The 16289-nt window shown below is 71.7% G+C and carries 14 protein-coding genes and 1 tRNA gene; 8 read left to right on the forward strand and 7 right to left on the reverse strand.

Annotated features, from left to right (window positions below; all coding sequences use genetic code 11):
- Window positions 1-3: 3 nt before the first annotated feature.
- The 3 genes from P0Y31_RS01785 to P0Y31_RS01795 are packed head-to-tail and all read right to left on the reverse strand — an operon-like array spanning window position 4 to window position 4293.
- Window positions 4-1398 carry an FAD-dependent oxidoreductase gene (locus P0Y31_RS01785; protein WP_275866358.1) on the reverse strand — a complete coding sequence of 465 codons (1395 nt, stop codon included), beginning with the start codon at window positions 1396-1398 and terminating at the stop codon, window positions 4-6.
- A gap of 1 nt (window position 1399) precedes the next feature.
- Window positions 1400-2770, reverse strand: a complete 1371-nt coding sequence (locus P0Y31_RS01790) for an aspartate aminotransferase family protein (protein ID WP_275866359.1) — start codon at window positions 2768-2770, stop codon at window positions 1400-1402.
- A 23-nt stretch (window positions 2771-2793) separates the two neighbouring features.
- Window positions 2794-4293 carry a CoA-acylating methylmalonate-semialdehyde dehydrogenase gene (locus tag P0Y31_RS01795; protein WP_275866360.1) on the reverse strand — a complete coding sequence of 500 codons (1500 nt, stop codon included), beginning with the start codon at window positions 4291-4293 and terminating at the stop codon, window positions 2794-2796.
- Between the two features lie 60 nt (window positions 4294-4353).
- On the opposite strand from P0Y31_RS01795, the gene P0Y31_RS01800 reads away from it, so the two are divergent.
- The 3 genes from P0Y31_RS01800 to P0Y31_RS01815 all read left to right on the forward strand — a co-directional run bounded on the left by P0Y31_RS01800 (window position 4354) and on the right by P0Y31_RS01815 (window position 7897).
- Window positions 4354-5703: an aminotransferase class I/II-fold pyridoxal phosphate-dependent enzyme gene (locus P0Y31_RS01800; RefSeq protein ID WP_275866361.1), complete on the forward strand. Its 1350-nt coding sequence runs from the start codon at window positions 4354-4356 to the stop codon at window positions 5701-5703.
- 332 nt (window positions 5704-6035) lie between these two features.
- Window positions 6036-6536 carry a DUF1918 domain-containing protein gene (locus tag P0Y31_RS18575; RefSeq protein WP_345803602.1) on the forward strand — a complete coding sequence of 167 codons (501 nt, stop codon included), beginning with the start codon at window positions 6036-6038 and terminating at the stop codon, window positions 6534-6536.
- A 116-nt stretch (window positions 6537-6652) separates the two neighbouring features.
- Complete coding sequence (locus P0Y31_RS01815; protein ID WP_275866362.1) at window positions 6653-7897, forward strand: alpha/beta hydrolase; 1245 nt, start codon at window positions 6653-6655, stop codon at window positions 7895-7897.
- A gap of 33 nt (window positions 7898-7930) precedes the next feature.
- Here P0Y31_RS01815 and P0Y31_RS01820 read toward each other — a convergent pair whose 3' ends face one another.
- Both P0Y31_RS01820 and P0Y31_RS01825 read right to left on the reverse strand, forming a co-directional pair.
- Window positions 7931-8203, reverse strand: a complete 273-nt coding sequence (locus tag P0Y31_RS01820) for a hypothetical protein (RefSeq protein ID WP_275866363.1) — start codon at window positions 8201-8203, stop codon at window positions 7931-7933.
- A gap of 199 nt (window positions 8204-8402) precedes the next feature.
- Window positions 8403-8489: transfer RNA gene (locus P0Y31_RS01825), tRNA-Ser, on the reverse strand.
- A 165-nt stretch (window positions 8490-8654) separates the two neighbouring features.
- Between P0Y31_RS01825 and P0Y31_RS01830 the strand changes: the two genes are divergently transcribed.
- The 4 genes from P0Y31_RS01830 (at window position 8655) to P0Y31_RS01845 (ending at window position 12093) form a co-directional block, all read left to right on the forward strand.
- Window positions 8655-10256, forward strand: coding sequence for an MFS transporter (locus tag P0Y31_RS01830; RefSeq protein ID WP_275866364.1), 1602 nt, complete (start codon window positions 8655-8657; stop codon window positions 10254-10256).
- 203 nt (window positions 10257-10459) lie between these two features.
- Window positions 10460-11122 (forward strand): hypothetical protein, encoded by a 663-nt coding sequence (locus tag P0Y31_RS01835; RefSeq protein ID WP_275866365.1) that lies wholly within the window; start codon window positions 10460-10462, stop codon window positions 11120-11122.
- A gap of 59 nt (window positions 11123-11181) precedes the next feature.
- Entirely contained in the window at window positions 11182-11667 is a 486-nt protein-coding gene (locus P0Y31_RS01840; protein WP_275866366.1) for a DUF6328 family protein, read from the forward strand.
- 93 nt (window positions 11668-11760) lie between these two features.
- Window positions 11761-12093 carry a hypothetical protein gene (locus P0Y31_RS01845; protein WP_275866367.1) on the forward strand — a complete coding sequence of 111 codons (333 nt, stop codon included), beginning with the start codon at window positions 11761-11763 and terminating at the stop codon, window positions 12091-12093.
- Between the two features lie 67 nt (window positions 12094-12160).
- Here P0Y31_RS01845 and cysE read toward each other — a convergent pair whose 3' ends face one another.
- Both cysE and cysK read right to left on the reverse strand, forming a co-directional pair.
- Window positions 12161-12748: a serine O-acetyltransferase gene (cysE, locus tag P0Y31_RS01850; RefSeq protein WP_275805746.1), complete on the reverse strand. Its 588-nt coding sequence runs from the start codon at window positions 12746-12748 to the stop codon at window positions 12161-12163.
- A 23-nt stretch (window positions 12749-12771) separates the two neighbouring features.
- Window positions 12772-13698, reverse strand: a complete 927-nt coding sequence (gene cysK / locus P0Y31_RS01855; protein ID WP_275805747.1) for a cysteine synthase A — start codon at window positions 13696-13698, stop codon at window positions 12772-12774.
- Between the two features lie 233 nt (window positions 13699-13931).
- Between cysK and P0Y31_RS01860 the strand changes: the two genes are divergently transcribed.
- Window positions 13932-16265 carry a (Fe-S)-binding protein gene (locus P0Y31_RS01860; RefSeq protein ID WP_275866368.1) on the forward strand — a complete coding sequence of 778 codons (2334 nt, stop codon included), beginning with the start codon at window positions 13932-13934 and terminating at the stop codon, window positions 16263-16265.
- The last annotated feature ends 24 nt before the right edge of the window (window positions 16266-16289 follow it).

Here is a 16289-nt window from a genome sequence, read left to right on the forward strand (position 1 = left end):
GCGCTACGAGTCGAAGCCGAGCCCGACCCGGTCGAGGGTGCGCAGCCACACGTTGCGGCGTCCGGCGTTCTCGTCGGCCCGGGCGAGCGACCAGCGAGTGAGCTGGATCCCCGCCCAGGCCAGCGGCTCCGGCGGGAAGGGCAGCGGCCGGCGCCTGACCATCTCCAGACGCGTGCGCTCGGTCCGGGCCCCCTCGAGCAGGTCGAGCATGACGTCGGCCCCGAAGCGGGTGGCCCCGACGCCCAGGCCGGTGTAGCCGAGCGCGTAGGCGACCCGGCCGCCCAGCGCCGTGCCGAAGAACGCGCTGAACCGGGTGCACGTGTCGATCGCCCCGCCCCAGCGGTGGGTGAACCTCAGCCCCTCGAGCTGGGGGAAGGTGTCGAAGAAGTGGCCGGCCAGCGTGTCGAAGGTCTCGGGGCGCTGGTCGTGCCGCGGGTCGACGCGACGGCCGTAGTGGTAGACGGCGTCGTAGCCGCCCCAGAGGATCCGGTTGTCGGCGGTGAGCCGGTAGTAGTGGAACTGGTTGGCGCTGTCGCCGACGCCGGCCCGGCTTCGCCACCCGATGGAGTCCAGCTGCTCGTCGCTGAGCGGCTCGGTCATGAGCACGTAGTCGTAGACCGGCACCGTGTGGAGGCTGACCCGGCGCAGGAGGGAGGGGAAGGCGTTGGTGCCCAGCACGGCCGCTGCGGCCGAGACGACGGCTCCGGTGTGCGTCACGAGTCGCACACCCGCGCCGTCCCGGGACAGGTCGGTCACCCGGGTGCCCTCCGCGATGCGCACCCCGAGGGACTCGGCCGCCTCGGCCAGTCCCCAGGCGAGCCGGGCCGGGTCGACGAGCGCGGTGCCGTCGGGGTCGCGCAAGCCGGCGAGGTAGGTGGGAGAGTCGAGCTCGGCCCGCACCGCGTCGCGGTCGAGGAGCTCCCCGCTGCCCTCGGCCGCCGCCTCCCGCAGCCACTCCACCTCGTGCGGGGCCGTGGCCACCGTGAGCTCTCCCGTGCGCCGGAAGTCGCAGTCGATGCGGTGACGCGCGACGGCCTGCTCGATGGCGTCGAGGTTCTCGCGGCCGAGCCGGTCGAGGGTCTCGTACTCCTGCGGCCAGCGGGCACGCCCGTTGGCCTCGCCGTGGGTCAGGCTGGCCGAGCAGAACCCGCCGTTGCGCCCGGAGGCGGCCCACCCGACGCGGCCGCCCTCGAGGAGCAGCACGTCGCGGTCGGGGTTGCGCTCCTTGGCCAGCAGCGCCGTCCACAGGCCGGAGTAGCCGCCGCCCACGACCACGAGGTCCGCCGTGGTCGAGGTCTCCAGCGCCGCACGCGGAGCCGGGCGCCCTGGCTGCTCGAGCCAGAAGACGCCCGGTTCCGCGTCGGCGAGCGCCGGGTGGCCGGGGTGGCTGGAGGCCACCTCAGCTCTCGGTGGTGTGGCGGTCGGCGACCGCGAGCGCCTCGTCGAGGATCGCGATGCCCTCGCGAACCTCCTCGGCGGTCGTGGTGCACGGTGGCACGACGTGGGTGCGGTTGAAGTGGGTGAACGGCCACAGCCCCCGCTCCTTGCATGCGGCGGCGAACTCGTTCATCGGGGCGGCGTCCGCGCCGGCGGCGTTGAACGGCACGAGCGGCTCGCGGGTGCGCCGGTCGCGCACCAGCTCGAGGGCCCAGAAGACACCGAGCCCACGCACCTCGCCCACCGAGGGATGCCGCTCGGCCAGCGCCCGCAGCTCGGGGCCGATGACCTCCTCGCCGAGGGCGCGGGCGTGCTCGATGATCCCCTCCTCGCGGAAGATGTTGATGGAGGCGACGGCGGAGGCGCAGGCCAGCGGGTGGCCCGAGTAGGTCAGGCCGCCGGGGTAGGGCCGCTCCGCGAAGGTGGCCGCGATCCGGTCGGACATGATGACGCCGCCGAGCGGCACGTAGCCGGAGTTGACGCCCTTGGCAAAGGTGATGAGGTCGGGTGCCACACCCCAGTGGTCGACGGCGAACCACTCGCCGCAGCGGCCGAAGCCGGCCATGACCTCGTCGGCGATCATCATGATGCCGAACTCGTCGCAGATGGCCCGCACGCCCGCGAGGTAGCCGGGTGGTGGCACGAGGATGCCGTTGGTGCCGACGACGGTCTCGAGAATGATCGCGGCGATGGTCTGGGGGCCCTCGACCGCGATGGTGTCGCGCAGGTGCTGCAGCGCGCGCTCGGACTCCTGCGCCTCGTTCTCGGCGTGGAAGGCCGAGCGGTAGGGGTAGGGGCCCCAGTAACGCACCACACCCGGCATACCGGGCTCGGAGGCCCAGCGCCGCGGGTCTCCGGTCATCGCGATCGCGCCGGCCGTCGCGCCGTGGTAGCTGCGGTAGGCAGCCATGACCTTGTGGCGGCCGGTGTGCAGGCGGGCCATGCGCAGGGCGTTCTCGGTGGCCTCGGCGCCGCCGTTGGTGAAGAACACCATGTTGAGGTCGCCCGGGGCGATCTCGGCGATGAGCCGGGCCGCCTCGGAGCGGGCGTCGTTGGCGAAGGCCGGGCTGATGGTCGTCAGCCGCCCCGCCTGCTCCTGGATCGCGGCCACCAGCTTGGGGTGCTGGTAGCCGATGTTGACGTTGACGAGCTGGCTCGAGAAGTCGAGGTAGCGCCTGCCCGAGTAGTCGGTGAACCAGGACCCCTCGGCCGAGGCGATGGGCAGCGGGTCGATCAGGCCTTGGGCCGACCAGGAGTGGAAGACGTGGGCGCGGTCGTCGCGGCGGACCTGCTCCTCCGACGCTCCGGCCAGCCCGGTGAGGGTGTCGGTCATGCTCGCCATTGTGCTCCCCCGCCCTAGCGCGTGCGCGGGAAGCCGAGGTCGACCGACGAGGTGGCCGGGTCGGGCCAGCGCGAGGTGACGACCTTGCCGCGGGTGTAGAAGTTGATGCCCTCCGGGCCGTACATGTGCGTGTCGCCGAAGAGGGAGTCCTTCCAGCCACCGAAGGAGTAGTAGGCCACGGGCACGGGGATCGGCACGTTGATGCCGACCATGCCGACCTCCACGTCGAACTGGAACTGCCGGGCTGCGCCACCGTCGCGGGTGAAGATCGCGGTGCCGTTGGCGTACCGGTTGGCGTTGATGAGCGCGACGCCCTCCTCGTAGGTGTCGACGCGGACGACGCCGAGCACGGGGCCGAAGATCTCGTCGGTGTAGACGGTCATCTCGGGGGTCACGTTGTCGAGCAGCGTGGTGCCCAGGAAGAAGCCGCCCTTCGGCACGTCGGTCTCGCGGCCGTCCACGACGACGGTGGCACCCGCCTGCTCCCCGGCGCCGATGTAGCCGGCCACCTTGTCGCGGTGCTCCCGGGTGATGAGTGGTCCCATGTCGGTGCCGGGCTGCGCGCCGTCGCCGATGGTCAGCTTCGGCAGCCGCACCGCGATGGCGTCGACGAGCGGGTCGGCGACGTCCCCGACGGCGACCGCGACGGAGAGGGCCATGCAGCGCTCGCCGGCCGCGCCGTAGGCGGCGGAGACCACGGCGTCGGCAGCCATGTCGACGTCGGCGTCGGGCAGCACCAGCGCGTGGTTCTTCGCACCACCGAGCGCCTGCACCCGCTTGCCGTGGGCGGTGCCGGTTTCGTAGATGTACTTGGCGATCGGGGTCGAGCCGACGAAGCTCACCGCGGAGATGCCCGGGTGCGTCAGGATCGCGTCGACCGCCTCCTTGTCGCCCTGGAGCACGGTGAAGACGCCGTCGGGCAGGCCGGCCTCCTTCCAGAGGCGGGCGAGGAAGAGCGACGCCGAGGGGTCCTTCTCGCTGGGCTTGAGGATGAAGGCGTTGCCGCAGGCGATGGCGTTGGCGCACATCCACAGCGGCACCATCGCGGGAAAGTTGAAGGGGGTGATGCCGGCGACCACGCCGAGCGGCTGGCGGATGTTGTAGACGTCCACCCCGGTGGCGGCCTGCTCGGAGAACCCGCCCTTGAGCAGCTGGGGGACGCCGGTGGCGAACTCGACGTTCTCCAGGCCTCGGGCGATCTCCCCGGCGGCGTCGGAGAGCACCTTGCCGTGCTCGGCGGTGATGATCGCGGCCAGCTCGTCTGAGCGGCTGTTGAGCAGCTCGCGGAAGGCGAAGAGCACGGCCGAGCGCCTCGACAGCGACGAGGTGCGCCACTCACGCGCGGCCGCCGCGGCCTTCGCGACGACCGCGTCGACCTCGGCAGCGCTCGCGAGGTCGACCTCGGCGGTCTGCTGACCGGTGGCGGGGTTGAAGACGGGGGCGGTGCGGCCGGAGGTGCCGGCGCTCTCGGTGCCGTCGATCCAGTGGGAGATGCGGGTGGTCGTGCCAGTCATGCACCGACCGTACGTCCCAACCGCTGGTGGCACAATATGTCTTTTGCTATGTTACAAAGCGTGAAGGCTGTCCTCTCCGCCATCGAGCAGCACCTCGACGAGCCCAGCGCCCGAGGTCTCGCGCAGGCGGTCGCCACCTTGATCCGCGAGGGTGCCCTCCAGCCGGGCGACCGGCTCCCCCCGATCCGCACGGTGGCGTCCGAGCTCGCGCTGTCGCCGACCACCGTCAGCTCGGCCTGGAGCCGGCTCGCCCGCGCCGGGGCCGTGCGCACCGACGGCCGGCGCGGCACCACGGTCGCCGACCACACCGCCCCGGGGGCCAGCCGCTACCAGCAGGCCCTCGAACGCCCGGCCGCCTTCGCCCGTGACCTCTCCACCGGGGTGCCCGACGCAGACCTGCTGCCCAGCCTCACGCGCGCGCTCGCCTCGCTCACGACCGCGGGCACGCCGGGAAGCTACCTCGACGAACCGGTGCTGCCCGAGCTCGCCGAGGTGCTCATGGCCCAGTGGCCGTATGCCGTGGAGCGCCTCGCCGTCGTCGACGGCGCCATGGACGGCCTGGAGCTGGTGGCCCGCACCGCGTTGCGGTTCGGTGACCGCGTCGTGGTCGAGCACCCCTGCTTCCCGCCGCTTGTCGACCTGCTGGAGTCGGTCGGCGTCCAGCTCGTGCCCGTGCCCGTCGACGACGAGGGCCTCTCGTCCGACGGGCTGCGCGAGGCCCTCGCCTCGCCGGTGGCCGCGGTCTTCCTCCAGCCCCGGGCGCAGAACCCGACCGGCGTGACGATGACCGAGCGGCGAGCCCGCGAGCTGGTCGACCTACTCGACGGCACGAGCGCCCTGGTGGTCGAGGACGACTCGGCCGGCGCGACGGTCAGCGGCGACACCGTGAGCCTCGGTCGCTGGCGACCGGGCCACACGGCATACATCAGGTCGTTCTCCAAGTCCCACGGCCCGGACCTGCGGCTCGCGGCGCTCAGCGCGCCCCCCGACCTCCTGCGCGCGCTGGAGGCGCGCCGGCAGGTGGGCCAGGGCTGGAGCAGCCGCCTGCTGCAGCGCATCCTGCTGAGCCTGCTCACCGACGCGGCCGCCCTCGAGGAGGTGGAGCGCGCCGCCGACGAGTACGCCCGGCGGCGGGCCCTGGTCGTCGCCGCACTGGCACGGCACGGCGTGGAGGTCGGGGGCACCGAGGGCATCAACATCTGGGTGCCCGTGCACGACGAGACCGCGGCGGTGGTGCGGCTGGCGAGCGCCGGGATCGGGGTGACACCCGGGTCGCCCTTCACGTTGCTGCCCGGTGACGGCGACCACGTCCGCGTGACGGTGGGGCTGGTGGCCGACGGCCACGACGAGATTGCCGAGGCCATCGCGGCCGCCGCCCGCACCTCCGGCTGGCGCCCGAACGCCCGCTAGGGACGGCGCCGGAACGACCCCGGACAGCACGAAGGCCGGAGAGCAGGGGGTGCCCCGGCCTTCGTACCGCCGCCGTGAGGCGGACGCTTCTGGTTATCCCCGCCGACGGTACGCGGTCCCGGCTGGAGGGGGGATCGGGCAAAGCGCGTACTCAGCCCGCCGCCTCGTGCCACGCTGTCAGGGAGCCCGGCCGGAGCGCACCAGCCGGGACCTGAGCGTAGGACCGTGGCAGGAGAGGGCCTGTTGTCCTAGGACCTCTGGCCCTCCCCCGCTGCGGGACAGCGCCCTTCACTGAGGAGTGGCAGTTGTGGCCCCTGACGGAGGTGTTGACCATGAAGGCGCAGAAGGGTGATCGCATCGTTCTCGCGGGCGAGCAGGTGGACCGGCCAACCCGTGACGGCGAGATCCTCGAGGTACGCGGAAAGGACGGAGCGCCGCCCTACCTCGTGCGGTGGAGCGACGGGCACACCGGGCTGCTCTACCCCGGTCCCGGATCCGTGCTGCGGATCGGCGCGGGCCACGGCGAGGGCGAGCAGGCCCCGGCCCCCGAGGCCCCACACAAGCCCGTGAAGGAGTGGCAGGTCCGCGTGTCGATCTTCGAGTCCGCCGACGACACCACCGCCAAGGTCGTGCTGGTCGCGGACTCGCCTGAGACGCTGACCGCGAGCGGCGAGAGCCACCGCAGCGAGGAAGACACGCCGGCCACCCGGATCGGCGACGAGGTGGCCGTGGCCCGGGCCCTGCGGCACCTGGCCGACGAGCTGCTGGACACGGCCACCCACGACATCGAGGCCGCGACCGGCGAGACCGACGTCTTCGTGCGGCCGCGGTAGCGCACCGTCCCAAACCGGCGGCCGGGAGCCTCCCGCGCTCCCTGCCGCCGCGGCGAGCAGACGAACGCGCAGCGCACGGGCGGCAGGCACGGGGACCGGCGCGGACAGGGGGATCGATGACAACGCTGCAGGCGCCGGAGGAGCGTCGGGCCTCCTCCCACGGCGCCCACCGGCCCCGCCGCCGTGGGTACCGACCGGTGCGGTGGGCGCTCTGGCTGGTGGCGCTGTCCGTCGTGCTCGTCGCCGCGGTCCACGTCGGCGGCGGCCTGTACTTCGCCACTCGCATCGAGGCCGGCGCGCTGGCCTCGGATCCTGGTCGACCGATGCCCGCGTTCGACGACGTGCGGGTGGTCACGGTGAGCGGCTCGAGGGTCCAGCTCCGCAAGGGTGCCGACGCCGGTCCGAGCTTCGACGCCCCGGCCACCTACGGCCTGGCCTGGGAGGGCGGCACCGGCACGGTCGGCCCTGCGACGCGCAACCCCGACGGCACGGTGACGCGCCCACTGAAGGTGCTGCAGGGCACCGCGCCCTTCCCCCGTCAGGGTGCCGCCCTCGACCGGGCCGTGTGGATGGGCGACCCACCACAGGCCTTCCCCCTGGCGAAGATGGACGTCTCCGTGGCGGGCCTGCCCGCCTGGTACTTCCCGGCCGGACCCGGCGCGGTCGGCACGGTCGCCATCTTCGTGCACGGCCAGAACGGCACCCGCAACGACGCGCTGCGGTTCGCCAGCGCAGCCGTTCCCGCCGGAACCCCGGTGCTCGCGATCACCTACCGGAACGACCTCGGCGCACCCAGGGACCCCTCGGGGCGTCTCCAGCACGGCCGCACGGAGTGGCGCGACCTCGAGTCCGCCGTCGACTGGGCCCTGCAGCAGGGTGCCCGGCACGTCGTGCTGGTCGGGCAGTCGATGGGCGGGGCCATCGTGGCGTCCTTCCTGGAGCGGTCCACGCGGCGCCACGTCGTCTCGGGCATCATCCTCGAGGCACCGATGCTGTCGCTGGGGTCGGTCGTCGAACACGGGGCGCAGGACGCCCTTCCCGGCGGTCGGGCCGTCCCCACCTCGGTGCTCTGGACGGCCCAGCAGATCGCCGCGCGGAGCTACGACCTCGACTGGAAGGCCGTCGACTACCTCGACGACACCGACTGGCTGCGCATCCGCACCCTCGTCATCCAGGGCGCCGACGACCCCGTCGTGCCCCTGTCGCTCGCGCAGCGGCTGCACGGGGCCAAGCCGCAGCTGGTGAGCCTCGAGGTCTTCCCGGGCGCGCAGCACCTCGAGTCGTGGAACGCGGATGCGAAACGCTACGCCTCCGTGGTCCGCAAGTACCTCACGCTGGCGACCCCGAAGCCGGGCAGCTGACGTGAGCCGAGCCGCCCGCCTGCCTCATGTCCCTCAGGCGGGCTGGGTGGCTCGTCTGGCGGCGCGCAGTCGCGGCAACGGGATCAGGACGTAGAGCAGCGCGGCGACGGCGCCGAGCCCGAGCAGTGCCGCGAAGCCCACCACGAACACCCACACGACCTGCTGCTGGTCGGCGATGTCCCACTGCTGCCGCGGCCGGCGGAGCGCGTCGACGAAGGCCCAGACGGTGAACGCCGTCAGCGCCAGCGCCACGATGAAGCCGGCCAGGATGAACAGCCCACCGATGGCGGCAATGCCAGAGTCCACGTCTCCCCCTCGTTCACGAATGCCCGCCGAGACTACCGGGGGCGACCTCGACGGGAACGCGCATTTCCGTCCGGGTCGCGGTGCCGGCGAGCGGAGGGCGTGGGAGCCGTCGCTCCTTCGTCGCTCCTCCCGAGATCCCGCATGCTCATGCGCGCGGACCGCACGCCCCTCGTTCCTCGGGGCGTCCGAACCGCGCACGCGGAGGGCGTGGGATTCGAACCCACGATGACGTTGCCGCCATAGCGGTTTTCAAGACCGCCGCACTAGGCCACTATGCGAGCCCTCCTGGATGGCGGCCATTGTGCCCCATGTGTCGCGGACAGCCGCGTCGGCCTCGTGCTCATGGCGACGACGGCGCGCCCCGATCATCCGTCAAGGGTGATCCGCGCCTGCGCGGACTCACCTAGGTTCACAGGCAGAGCGTCCCAGCGCCGCCACTCCAGGGGGCCCCATGAGCACCGAGCCAGCCACGGGTACCGCAGCGCAGGAGGGCGCGGGCAGCGGCCGACTGAGCCTGCTGCTGGCCATGGCGATGTTCGTCCTCGTCGTCGACACGTCGCTGATGAACGTGTCGATCTCCGCGGTCATCGAGGACCTGGACACCACCGCGAGCGGGGTCCAGTCCGCCATCGCGCTCGAGGCGCTGGTCTCCGCGGCCTTCATCCTCATCAGCAGCAAGCTGTCCGACCTGATGGGCCGGAAGCGGGCCTACGTGCTGGGGCTGCTCGCTTACGCCGTCGGCGCGCTCGCCATGACCCTCGCGCAGGGCCTGACCGCCATCATCGTCTTCTGGGCGGTCATCGGCGGACTCGGCGCGTCGCTGCTGCTCCCGGCCATGCAGTCGCTCATCCACGGCAACTTCAGCGGTCCGGCACAGAAGAAGGCGTACGCCCTCGTCGGTGCGTCGGCAGCGATCGCCGCCGCGTTCGGCCCCCTGCTCGGCGGCTTCGTGACGACCTACCTGTCGTGGCGGGTGGGGTTCGCGCTCGAGGTCGTCATCATCCTGCTCGTCCTGAGCCAGATCCGGTTGGTCCGCGACGTCGCCTACACCGGCCCCCGCAAGATCGACGTGGTGGGCGCCCTGCTGTCGGTCGTCGGCATGGGCGGGGTGGTGCTCGGCATCCTCGTCTGGCAGGAGGGCGGCGAGTTCGTCGGGCTGCTGATGGCCGTGGGCGCCGTGGCGCTGGCCGTGCTCGCCCGCTGGCTCATCCGTCGAAAGCGCGCCCACAAGGTCACGCTGCTCGACCCCGACCTGTTCCGGCACGCGAACTTCACCGCGGGGATCTCCGGCCAGCTGCTCCAGCAGGTCGCCCTCGGCGGCGCCATGATCGCGCTGCCGCTCTTCTTCCAGATGACGCTGGAGTACAGCGCGATGCTGGCCGGGCTCTCGCTGGCGCCCCTGTCGCTGACGATGTTCGCAGCGGCGTTGGTGGCCGGCCGCAAGGCGGGCGACAGGCGCCCTGCCGCGGTCATCCGGGCCGGCTTCCTCCTGGTGAGCGTGGGGGTGCTGCTCATCATCCCGCTGGTCCCACGGGTGGACAGCGGCTGGTGGCTGGTGATCCCGTTGATGGTCGCCGGCTGCGGCCTGGGCCTGCTGGTGTCCCAGCTCAACAACTACACGCTGGCCCCGGTGGCGGAGGAGCGGGTCAGCGAGGCCGCGGGGGTGAACTCGGCCGCCGGGTCCTTCGGGCTCTCCTTCGGTCTCGCCATGGCCGGCGGGCTGATGCTCGCCGCGCTGTCGCTCAGCTTCACCGCCATGACCGAGAGCAGCTCGGTCATCCCGCCGACGCAACAGGCGCAGATCGCCGCCGCGCTCGACGAGAACGCCCAGGTGATGAGCAACACCGCGCTCGACCAGCGGATCACCGGGCAGCCACCGCCGGTGGAGGAGGAGGTGCTGGCGATCAACGACGACGCGCGGAACCTCTCGCTCCAGGTCGCCCTTGCCGTGCCCCTGCTCGCCGGCCTGCTCGGGCTTGCCAACTCGTTCCGCATGATGCGCCTGCCCGACCTGAAGCCGGCGGCCCCCATCGAGGGGGTGGACCTCGGGTGAGCGCCGGCTCCGCGGGCCGCGGCACTCCTCGACACCGTCCCGCGGCACCTCGCCCTGCGGCCAACGGCTGACCGGCCGACCGGCCGAGGGCGACCATCGGCAGAGTGGCCCTGTTGTCAGGCGAAAGCGGCACGCCCGCACCGCCCCCGCCCCTACCCTGACGCCGCCGGCTCGACCCGGCAGGCACAACCAGGGGGAAAGACGTGCAGCGCCGCAGAGGGCTCCTCACCGTCGTCGTCGCGGCGGTGCTCACCGGTGCCGGTGCGCTCGGCCTGCCTGCGCCGACCCACGCCGCCTGGCAGGACAACGTCCGCACGGTCTCACCCGACCGCACCTGGCAGACCGCCCGCGGCCGGGGGGTGTGGATGTACGGCGACTCCATCACCGCCTCCGACGCCCCCGAGCTGGCGGGGCTGTTGCGCGCCCGCAGCCTGGTGCTCGCGTGGGACGCAACACCCGGCATCCCCACCGAGCCGGCCGTGGACCGGCTCGTCGAGCGGCTCCACCACTCCCGCCCGCCCGCCCGGCTCGTCATGGCGCTGGGCACCAACGACAGCGACGCCCGGCTCATCGGCGCCCAGGTCGCCCGGGTGATGGACGCCGTGCCCAGCAGCACCCGCGTCTACTGGGTGAACGTCTGGAAGCAGCGCTGGCTGGTCACCGGGGCCGATCGCGACAGGCACACGGCCGCGGCGGTGAACGCCACGCTGGCGCAGGCCGACCGGCGCCACACCAACCTCGCCGTGGTCGACTGGTGGACCACCGCGGAGGCCGACCCGCGCCGCTACCTCAGCGACGGCATACACACCCTCCCGGCCGGCCGCGCGGCCCGCAACACCCTGATCGCCGCGGCGCTCTCTCGGTAGCGCGCGTCCGCTCGACGCCGTCTCTCGCGCGCGGTTGAATTCAGCCCCGACGAGTCGCCGTGGAGGCAGCAGTGGACGACTACACCCGCGAGCACGAGAGCGAGGCGGAGAAGCTCGACCGCAACTGGAACGAGCTGCTCCAGGAGCTGCGCGTGTCGCAGACCGGGGTGCAGGTGCTCACCGGCTTCCTGCTCACGCTGCCGCTGCAGCCGACCTTCGCCGACATCAGCACCCTCGAGCGCAACCTCTACGTGGCGGCCATCAGCCTGAGCATCCTGGCCACTGGGCTCCTCGTCGCCCCGGTCAGCATGCACCGGGTGCTGTTCCGCAAGCGCCGCAAGGAGTCACTCGTCGAGGCGGGCAGCTGGGTCGCCAAGGCGGGTCTGGTCACCCTGGCGCTCGCGAGCGCCACCGTCGCCGCCTTCGTCTTCAGCCTCGTCTTCACGGAGTCGGTCGGCATCTGGGTCGGCCTCGGGACCCTGACCATCTTCACCCTTGCCTGGCTCGTGCTTCCGCTGGCCATGCGCGTGCCCGACCGCGACTGAGGGCGCGGGCGCCGGTCACTGGACGCGCGATCTGCCGCGCCCTCTGTTGTGATGGAGGGAGGAGCACCAACGACAGGGAGTTGATTCGCCATGATGGGAAAGGTGTCCTTCGTCCTCGGCGCCGCCGCCGGCTACATCCTCGGCGCGAAGGCCGGGCAGAAGCGCTACGACCAGATCAAGGGTCGGGCCACCGAGCTGTGGTCCAGCGACTCGGTCCAGGCCAAGGTCGAGACAGCTAGGCAGACCGTGATGGACCAGGCCCCCGTGGTGGCCGACAAGATCGGCGGGGTGGCCAGGAGCGCCACGTCTGCGGTGAAGGAGAAGGTGAGCGGCGAGGACCTGCCCCCCACCCTGCACCGGGGCACCGACGGCCACCTGCACGCCGACACCACCGGCTTCGGCCCGGGCCCGGGCAAGCTGCCCTGACCCTCCCCCACGACGCGAGGCGCGGCATACCCAGCGGTATGCCGCGCCTCGCGTCGTGCGGGTCCGCTCAGATCCAGATGGCCGGGTCCTTGAACAGCGCCTCGTAGGGGTCTTCCTTCCCCTTCGGGAAGCGCACGACGGCCGGCACTCCGGTCGCGATGGCGCCCGCGGGGATGTCCTTGACCACCACCGAGTTCGCGCCGATCTGCACGTCGTCGCCGATGTAGACCGGGCCCAGGATGCGGGCGCCGGCTCCGATCGTCACGCGGCTGCCGACCGTGGGGTGGCGCTTCTCGCGGCGCAACGAGCGGCCGCCGAGGGTCACGCCGTGGTAGATCATCACGTCGTCGCCCACCTCGGCCGTCTCGCCGATCACGACACCCATGCCGTGGTCGATGAAGAACCGGCGGCCGATGACCGCACCCGGGTGGATCTCGACACCGGTCAGCGACCGCGACAGCTGCGACATCAGCCGGGCGACGACCTTCAGGCCCGGGCGCTGCCAGAGCTGGTGCGCGAGCCGGTGCGCCCAGATGGCGTGCAGGCCGGGCGAGGCCAGCGCCATCTCGAGGCGGGACGTGGTGGCGGGGTCGCGGTCGAGGGCCGCGTCGAGGTCCTCGCGCGCGGTGGCGAGCAGGCTGCGGAGCAGCGTCACGGTGGGGTCCGTCCGGTTGTCGGTCAGTCGAGCAGGTCGGAGAAGAGGATGGTCGACAGGTAGCGCTCGCCGAACGAGGGGATCACCACGACGATCGTCTTCCCGGCGTTCTCGGGCCGCGTGGCCACCTGGTTGGCGGCGGCGAGGGCGGCACCCGAGGAGATGCCCACGAGCAGACCCTCCTCCTTGGCCGCCCGGCGGGCCCACTCGACCGCGGTGTCGGCGTTGATGTCGATGACCTCGTCGTAGACGTCACGGTCGAGGATCTCGGGGATGAAGTTGGCGCCGATGCCCTGGATCTTGTGCGGGCCCGGCTGGCCGCCGGTGAGGATGGCCGACTCCTCGGGCTCGACGGCGACGATCTGCACCCCGGGCTTGCGCTCCTTGAGCACCTGGCCGACGCCGGTGATGGTGCCCCCGGTGCCGATGCCCGCCACGACGATGTCGACCTGGCCGTCGGTGTCCTTCCAGATCTCCTCGGCAGTCGTCTCTCGGTGGATCGCGGGGTTGGCCTCGTTGGCGAACTGGCGGGCGAGGACGCCACCGCGCTCGGCCGCGATCTCGTTGGCCTTCTCGACGGCGCCCTTCATGCCCAGCGCCCCTTCGGTGAGGACGAGCTCGGCGCCGTAGGCGCGCAGCAGTGCCCGGCGCTCCTTGGACATCGTCTCGGGCATGGTGAGCACGACCTGGTAGCCGCGGGCGGCGCCGACCATGGCCAGCGCGATGCCGGTGTTGCCCGAGGTGGCCTCGACGATCGTGCCGCCCGGCTTGAGTTCGCCGGAGCGCTCCGCGGCGTCGACGATCGAGACGCCGATGCGGTCCTTGACCGAGGAGGCCGGGTTGTAGAACTCCAGCTTGGCCGCCACGGTGGCGTCGCTGTCGATCAGGCGGTTGATCCGCACCAGCGGGGTGTTGCCGATGAGCTTCGTGACGTCGTCGTAGATGGGCACTGCGCAATCCGCCTTTGTCTGATGTCGGGTCCGGGCACGAACACTTTTGGGTTCAACAAACACTGTCTTATGAATGTTCCAACGAAAAGTTATCCCCGCGCAACCCACGTCCGCGGGAGATCCCACCTCTCACGCTTCCCGAGCCGTGATGGTGCGAGAGGTGGGACCTCACCCGACTTGACGCTGCTCACACGCAGGTATGCGGGCGCTTACCTGTCAGTAGACTCCCGCCCATGTCTCCCCTGCAGATCGTCGCGCTCGTCGTCTGTCTCTCCGTCACGGCGGCGGCCATCGCGCTGCTGGCGCGGACGGTGCGCCACTTCCTGGCGACCTTCCGCCTCGGCCAGCCCGACGCGACCCGACGCGACAACCCCGGCGAGCGGACCAGGACGCTGCTGCGCGAGTTCCTCGGCCACACGCGGATGTCGCGCCTGCCGGTGGTGGCGGTGGCGCACTGGGTGACGATGATCAGCTTCGGGGTGCTGTTCTTCACCCTGCTCAATGCGTTCGGCCAGCTCGTCGACCCGGAGTTCGTGCTGCCGGTGATCGGGCACTTCTTCCTCTACGAGTGGGTCACCGACCTGTTCGCCTTCGGCGGTTTCTTCGCGATCCTGGCGCTGATGGCGATCCGCCAGAAGAACCACCCGCGCAGCGCCGCCGGCGTCGACGGCCGCCGGTCGCGCTTCTTCGGCTCCACGTGGTGGCAGGCCTACTACGTCGAGCTCACCATCCTGGGCGTCACCATCTGCATCGGCCTGCTGCGGGCCCTGGAGTGGACCCTGGCACGCAAGCTCGGCACGGGCATGGACACCGCCCTGCACTTCCCGCTGACCGGCTGGATCGGCAACTTCTTCACCGGCCTGAGCGTGGGCACCATCGAGAACCTCATCGTGGTCATCGCGGCGGTCAAGATCCTCATCTCCTTCGCCTGGATGATCACCATCGCCCTGCAGCCGACCATGGGTGTGGCCTGGCACCGGTTCCTGGCGTTCCCCAACATCTGGTTCAAGCGGCACGCCGACGGCCGCACCTCGCTCGGCGAGCTGCAGCCGCTGATGGTCAAGGGCGAGCCGGTCGACTTCGAGAACATCGAGGAGCTCGACGAGGATGCCGCGCTCGGCGTGGGCAAGGTCGAGGACTTCACCTGGAAGGGCCTGCTCGACTTCACCACCTGCACCGAGTGCGGCCGCTGCCAGAGCCAGTGCCCGGCGTGGAACACCGACAAGCCGCTCTCGCCGAAGCTGCTGGTCATGACGCTGCGCGACCACGCGCACGCCAAGGCCCCGTGGCTGCTGGCCACCGAGGAGGAGCGCGAGGCCCTGGGCAACGACAAGCCCGAGCTGGCCGCCCTCCCGGAGTTGTCCCTGGTCGGTGAGACCGGCTACGACCTCGACCACCCGCTGACCGCCTACAACCCGCACGGCCCCGACGCCGTCATCGACGCCGACGTGCTGTGGTCGTGCACCACCTGCGGTGCCTGCGTCGAGCAGTGCCCGGTCGACATCGAGCACGTCGACGCGATCGTCGACATGCGCCGCTACCAGAACCTCATCGAGTCGGCGTTCCCCAACGAGCTCGGCGGCCTGTTCAAGAACATGGAGAACAAGGGCAACCCGTGGGGCATGGCCGCCCGGGCCCGCCTCGACTGGGCCAAGGACCTGCCGTTCCAGGTCAAGATCCTCGGCCAGGACGTCGAGTCCGCCGACGACGTCGACTACCTGTTCTGGGTCGGCTGCGCCGGCGCCTACGAGGACCGGGCCAAGAAGACCACCCGGGCGGTCGCCGAGCTGCTCGACACCGCGGGCGTCTCGTTCGCCATCCTCGGCGACGGCGAAACCTGCACCGGCGACTCCGCCCGTCGCGCCGGCAACGAGTTCCTCTTCCAGATGCTCGCCCAGCAGAACGTCGAGGTGCTCAACGAGGTCGGCGCGACCAAGATCGTCGTCACCTGCGCGCACTGCTTCAACACGATCAAGAACGAGTACCCCCAGCTCGGCGGCAAGTACGAGGTCGTCCACCACACCCAGCTGCTCAACCGCCTGGTGCGGGACAAGAAGCTGGTGCCGGTGGCCCGTCCGGCCGAGCGGCCCGGCATGTCGAGCAACAAGGACGTCGCCTCCACCGCCGAGACGGTCACCTACCACGACCCGTGCTATCTCGGCCGCCACAACGGCGTCTACACCCCGCCGCGTGAGCTCATCGGCGCCCTGCCCGGCGTCGAGCTCAAGGAGATGGAGCGCTCCGGCGAGAAGTCGTTCTGCTGCGGCGCAGGCGGCGCCCGCATGTGGATGGAGGAGAAGCTCGGCACCCGCATCAACATGAACCGCACCGAGGAGGCGCTGGCCACCGGCGCCGAGCGCATCGCCATCGGCTGCCCGTTCTGTCGCGTGATGATCTCCGACGGCCTGACCGCCAAGCAGTCCGAGGGCCAGGGCGAGGACGTCGAGGTGGTCGACGTCGCCCAGATGCTCCTCGCCGCGGTCCGCCGCGGCCAGGAGGGTGGCGAGGGCACCACCGCCGAGGTGGGCGAGCCCACCCCCGACCCGGAGCCCGCGCCGGCGCCCTGACCCGGTGCAGGCGTGGGGAGGGCC

Source organism: Knoellia sp. 3-2P3 (assembly GCF_029223115.1).
Classification (GTDB): Bacteria; Actinomycetota; Actinomycetes; order Actinomycetales; family Dermatophilaceae; genus Pedococcus_A.

Bases quoted from the DNA above. Each gene is read 5' to 3' on its own strand.
- P0Y31_RS18575 (WP_345803602.1), top strand. From the start codon at position 6,036: ATGAAGGCGCAGAAGGGTGATCGCATCGTTCTCGCGGGCGAGCAGGTG.
- P0Y31_RS01860 (WP_275866368.1), top strand. From the start codon at position 13,932: ATGTCTCCCCTGCAGATCGTCGCGCTCGTCGTCTGTCTCTCCGTCACG.
- P0Y31_RS01830 (WP_275866364.1), top strand. From the start codon at position 8,655: ATGAGCACCGAGCCAGCCACGGGTACCGCAGCGCAGGAGGGCGCGGGC.
- P0Y31_RS01790 (WP_275866359.1), bottom strand. From the start codon at position 2,770: ATGACCGACACCCTCACCGGGCTGGCCGGAGCGTCGGAGGAGCAGGTC.
- P0Y31_RS01795 (WP_275866360.1), bottom strand. From the start codon at position 4,293: ATGACTGGCACGACCACCCGCATCTCCCACTGGATCGACGGCACCGAG.
- P0Y31_RS01815 (WP_275866362.1), top strand. From the start codon at position 6,653: ATGACAACGCTGCAGGCGCCGGAGGAGCGTCGGGCCTCCTCCCACGGC.
- P0Y31_RS01845 (WP_275866367.1), top strand. From the start codon at position 11,761: ATGGGAAAGGTGTCCTTCGTCCTCGGCGCCGCCGCCGGCTACATCCTC.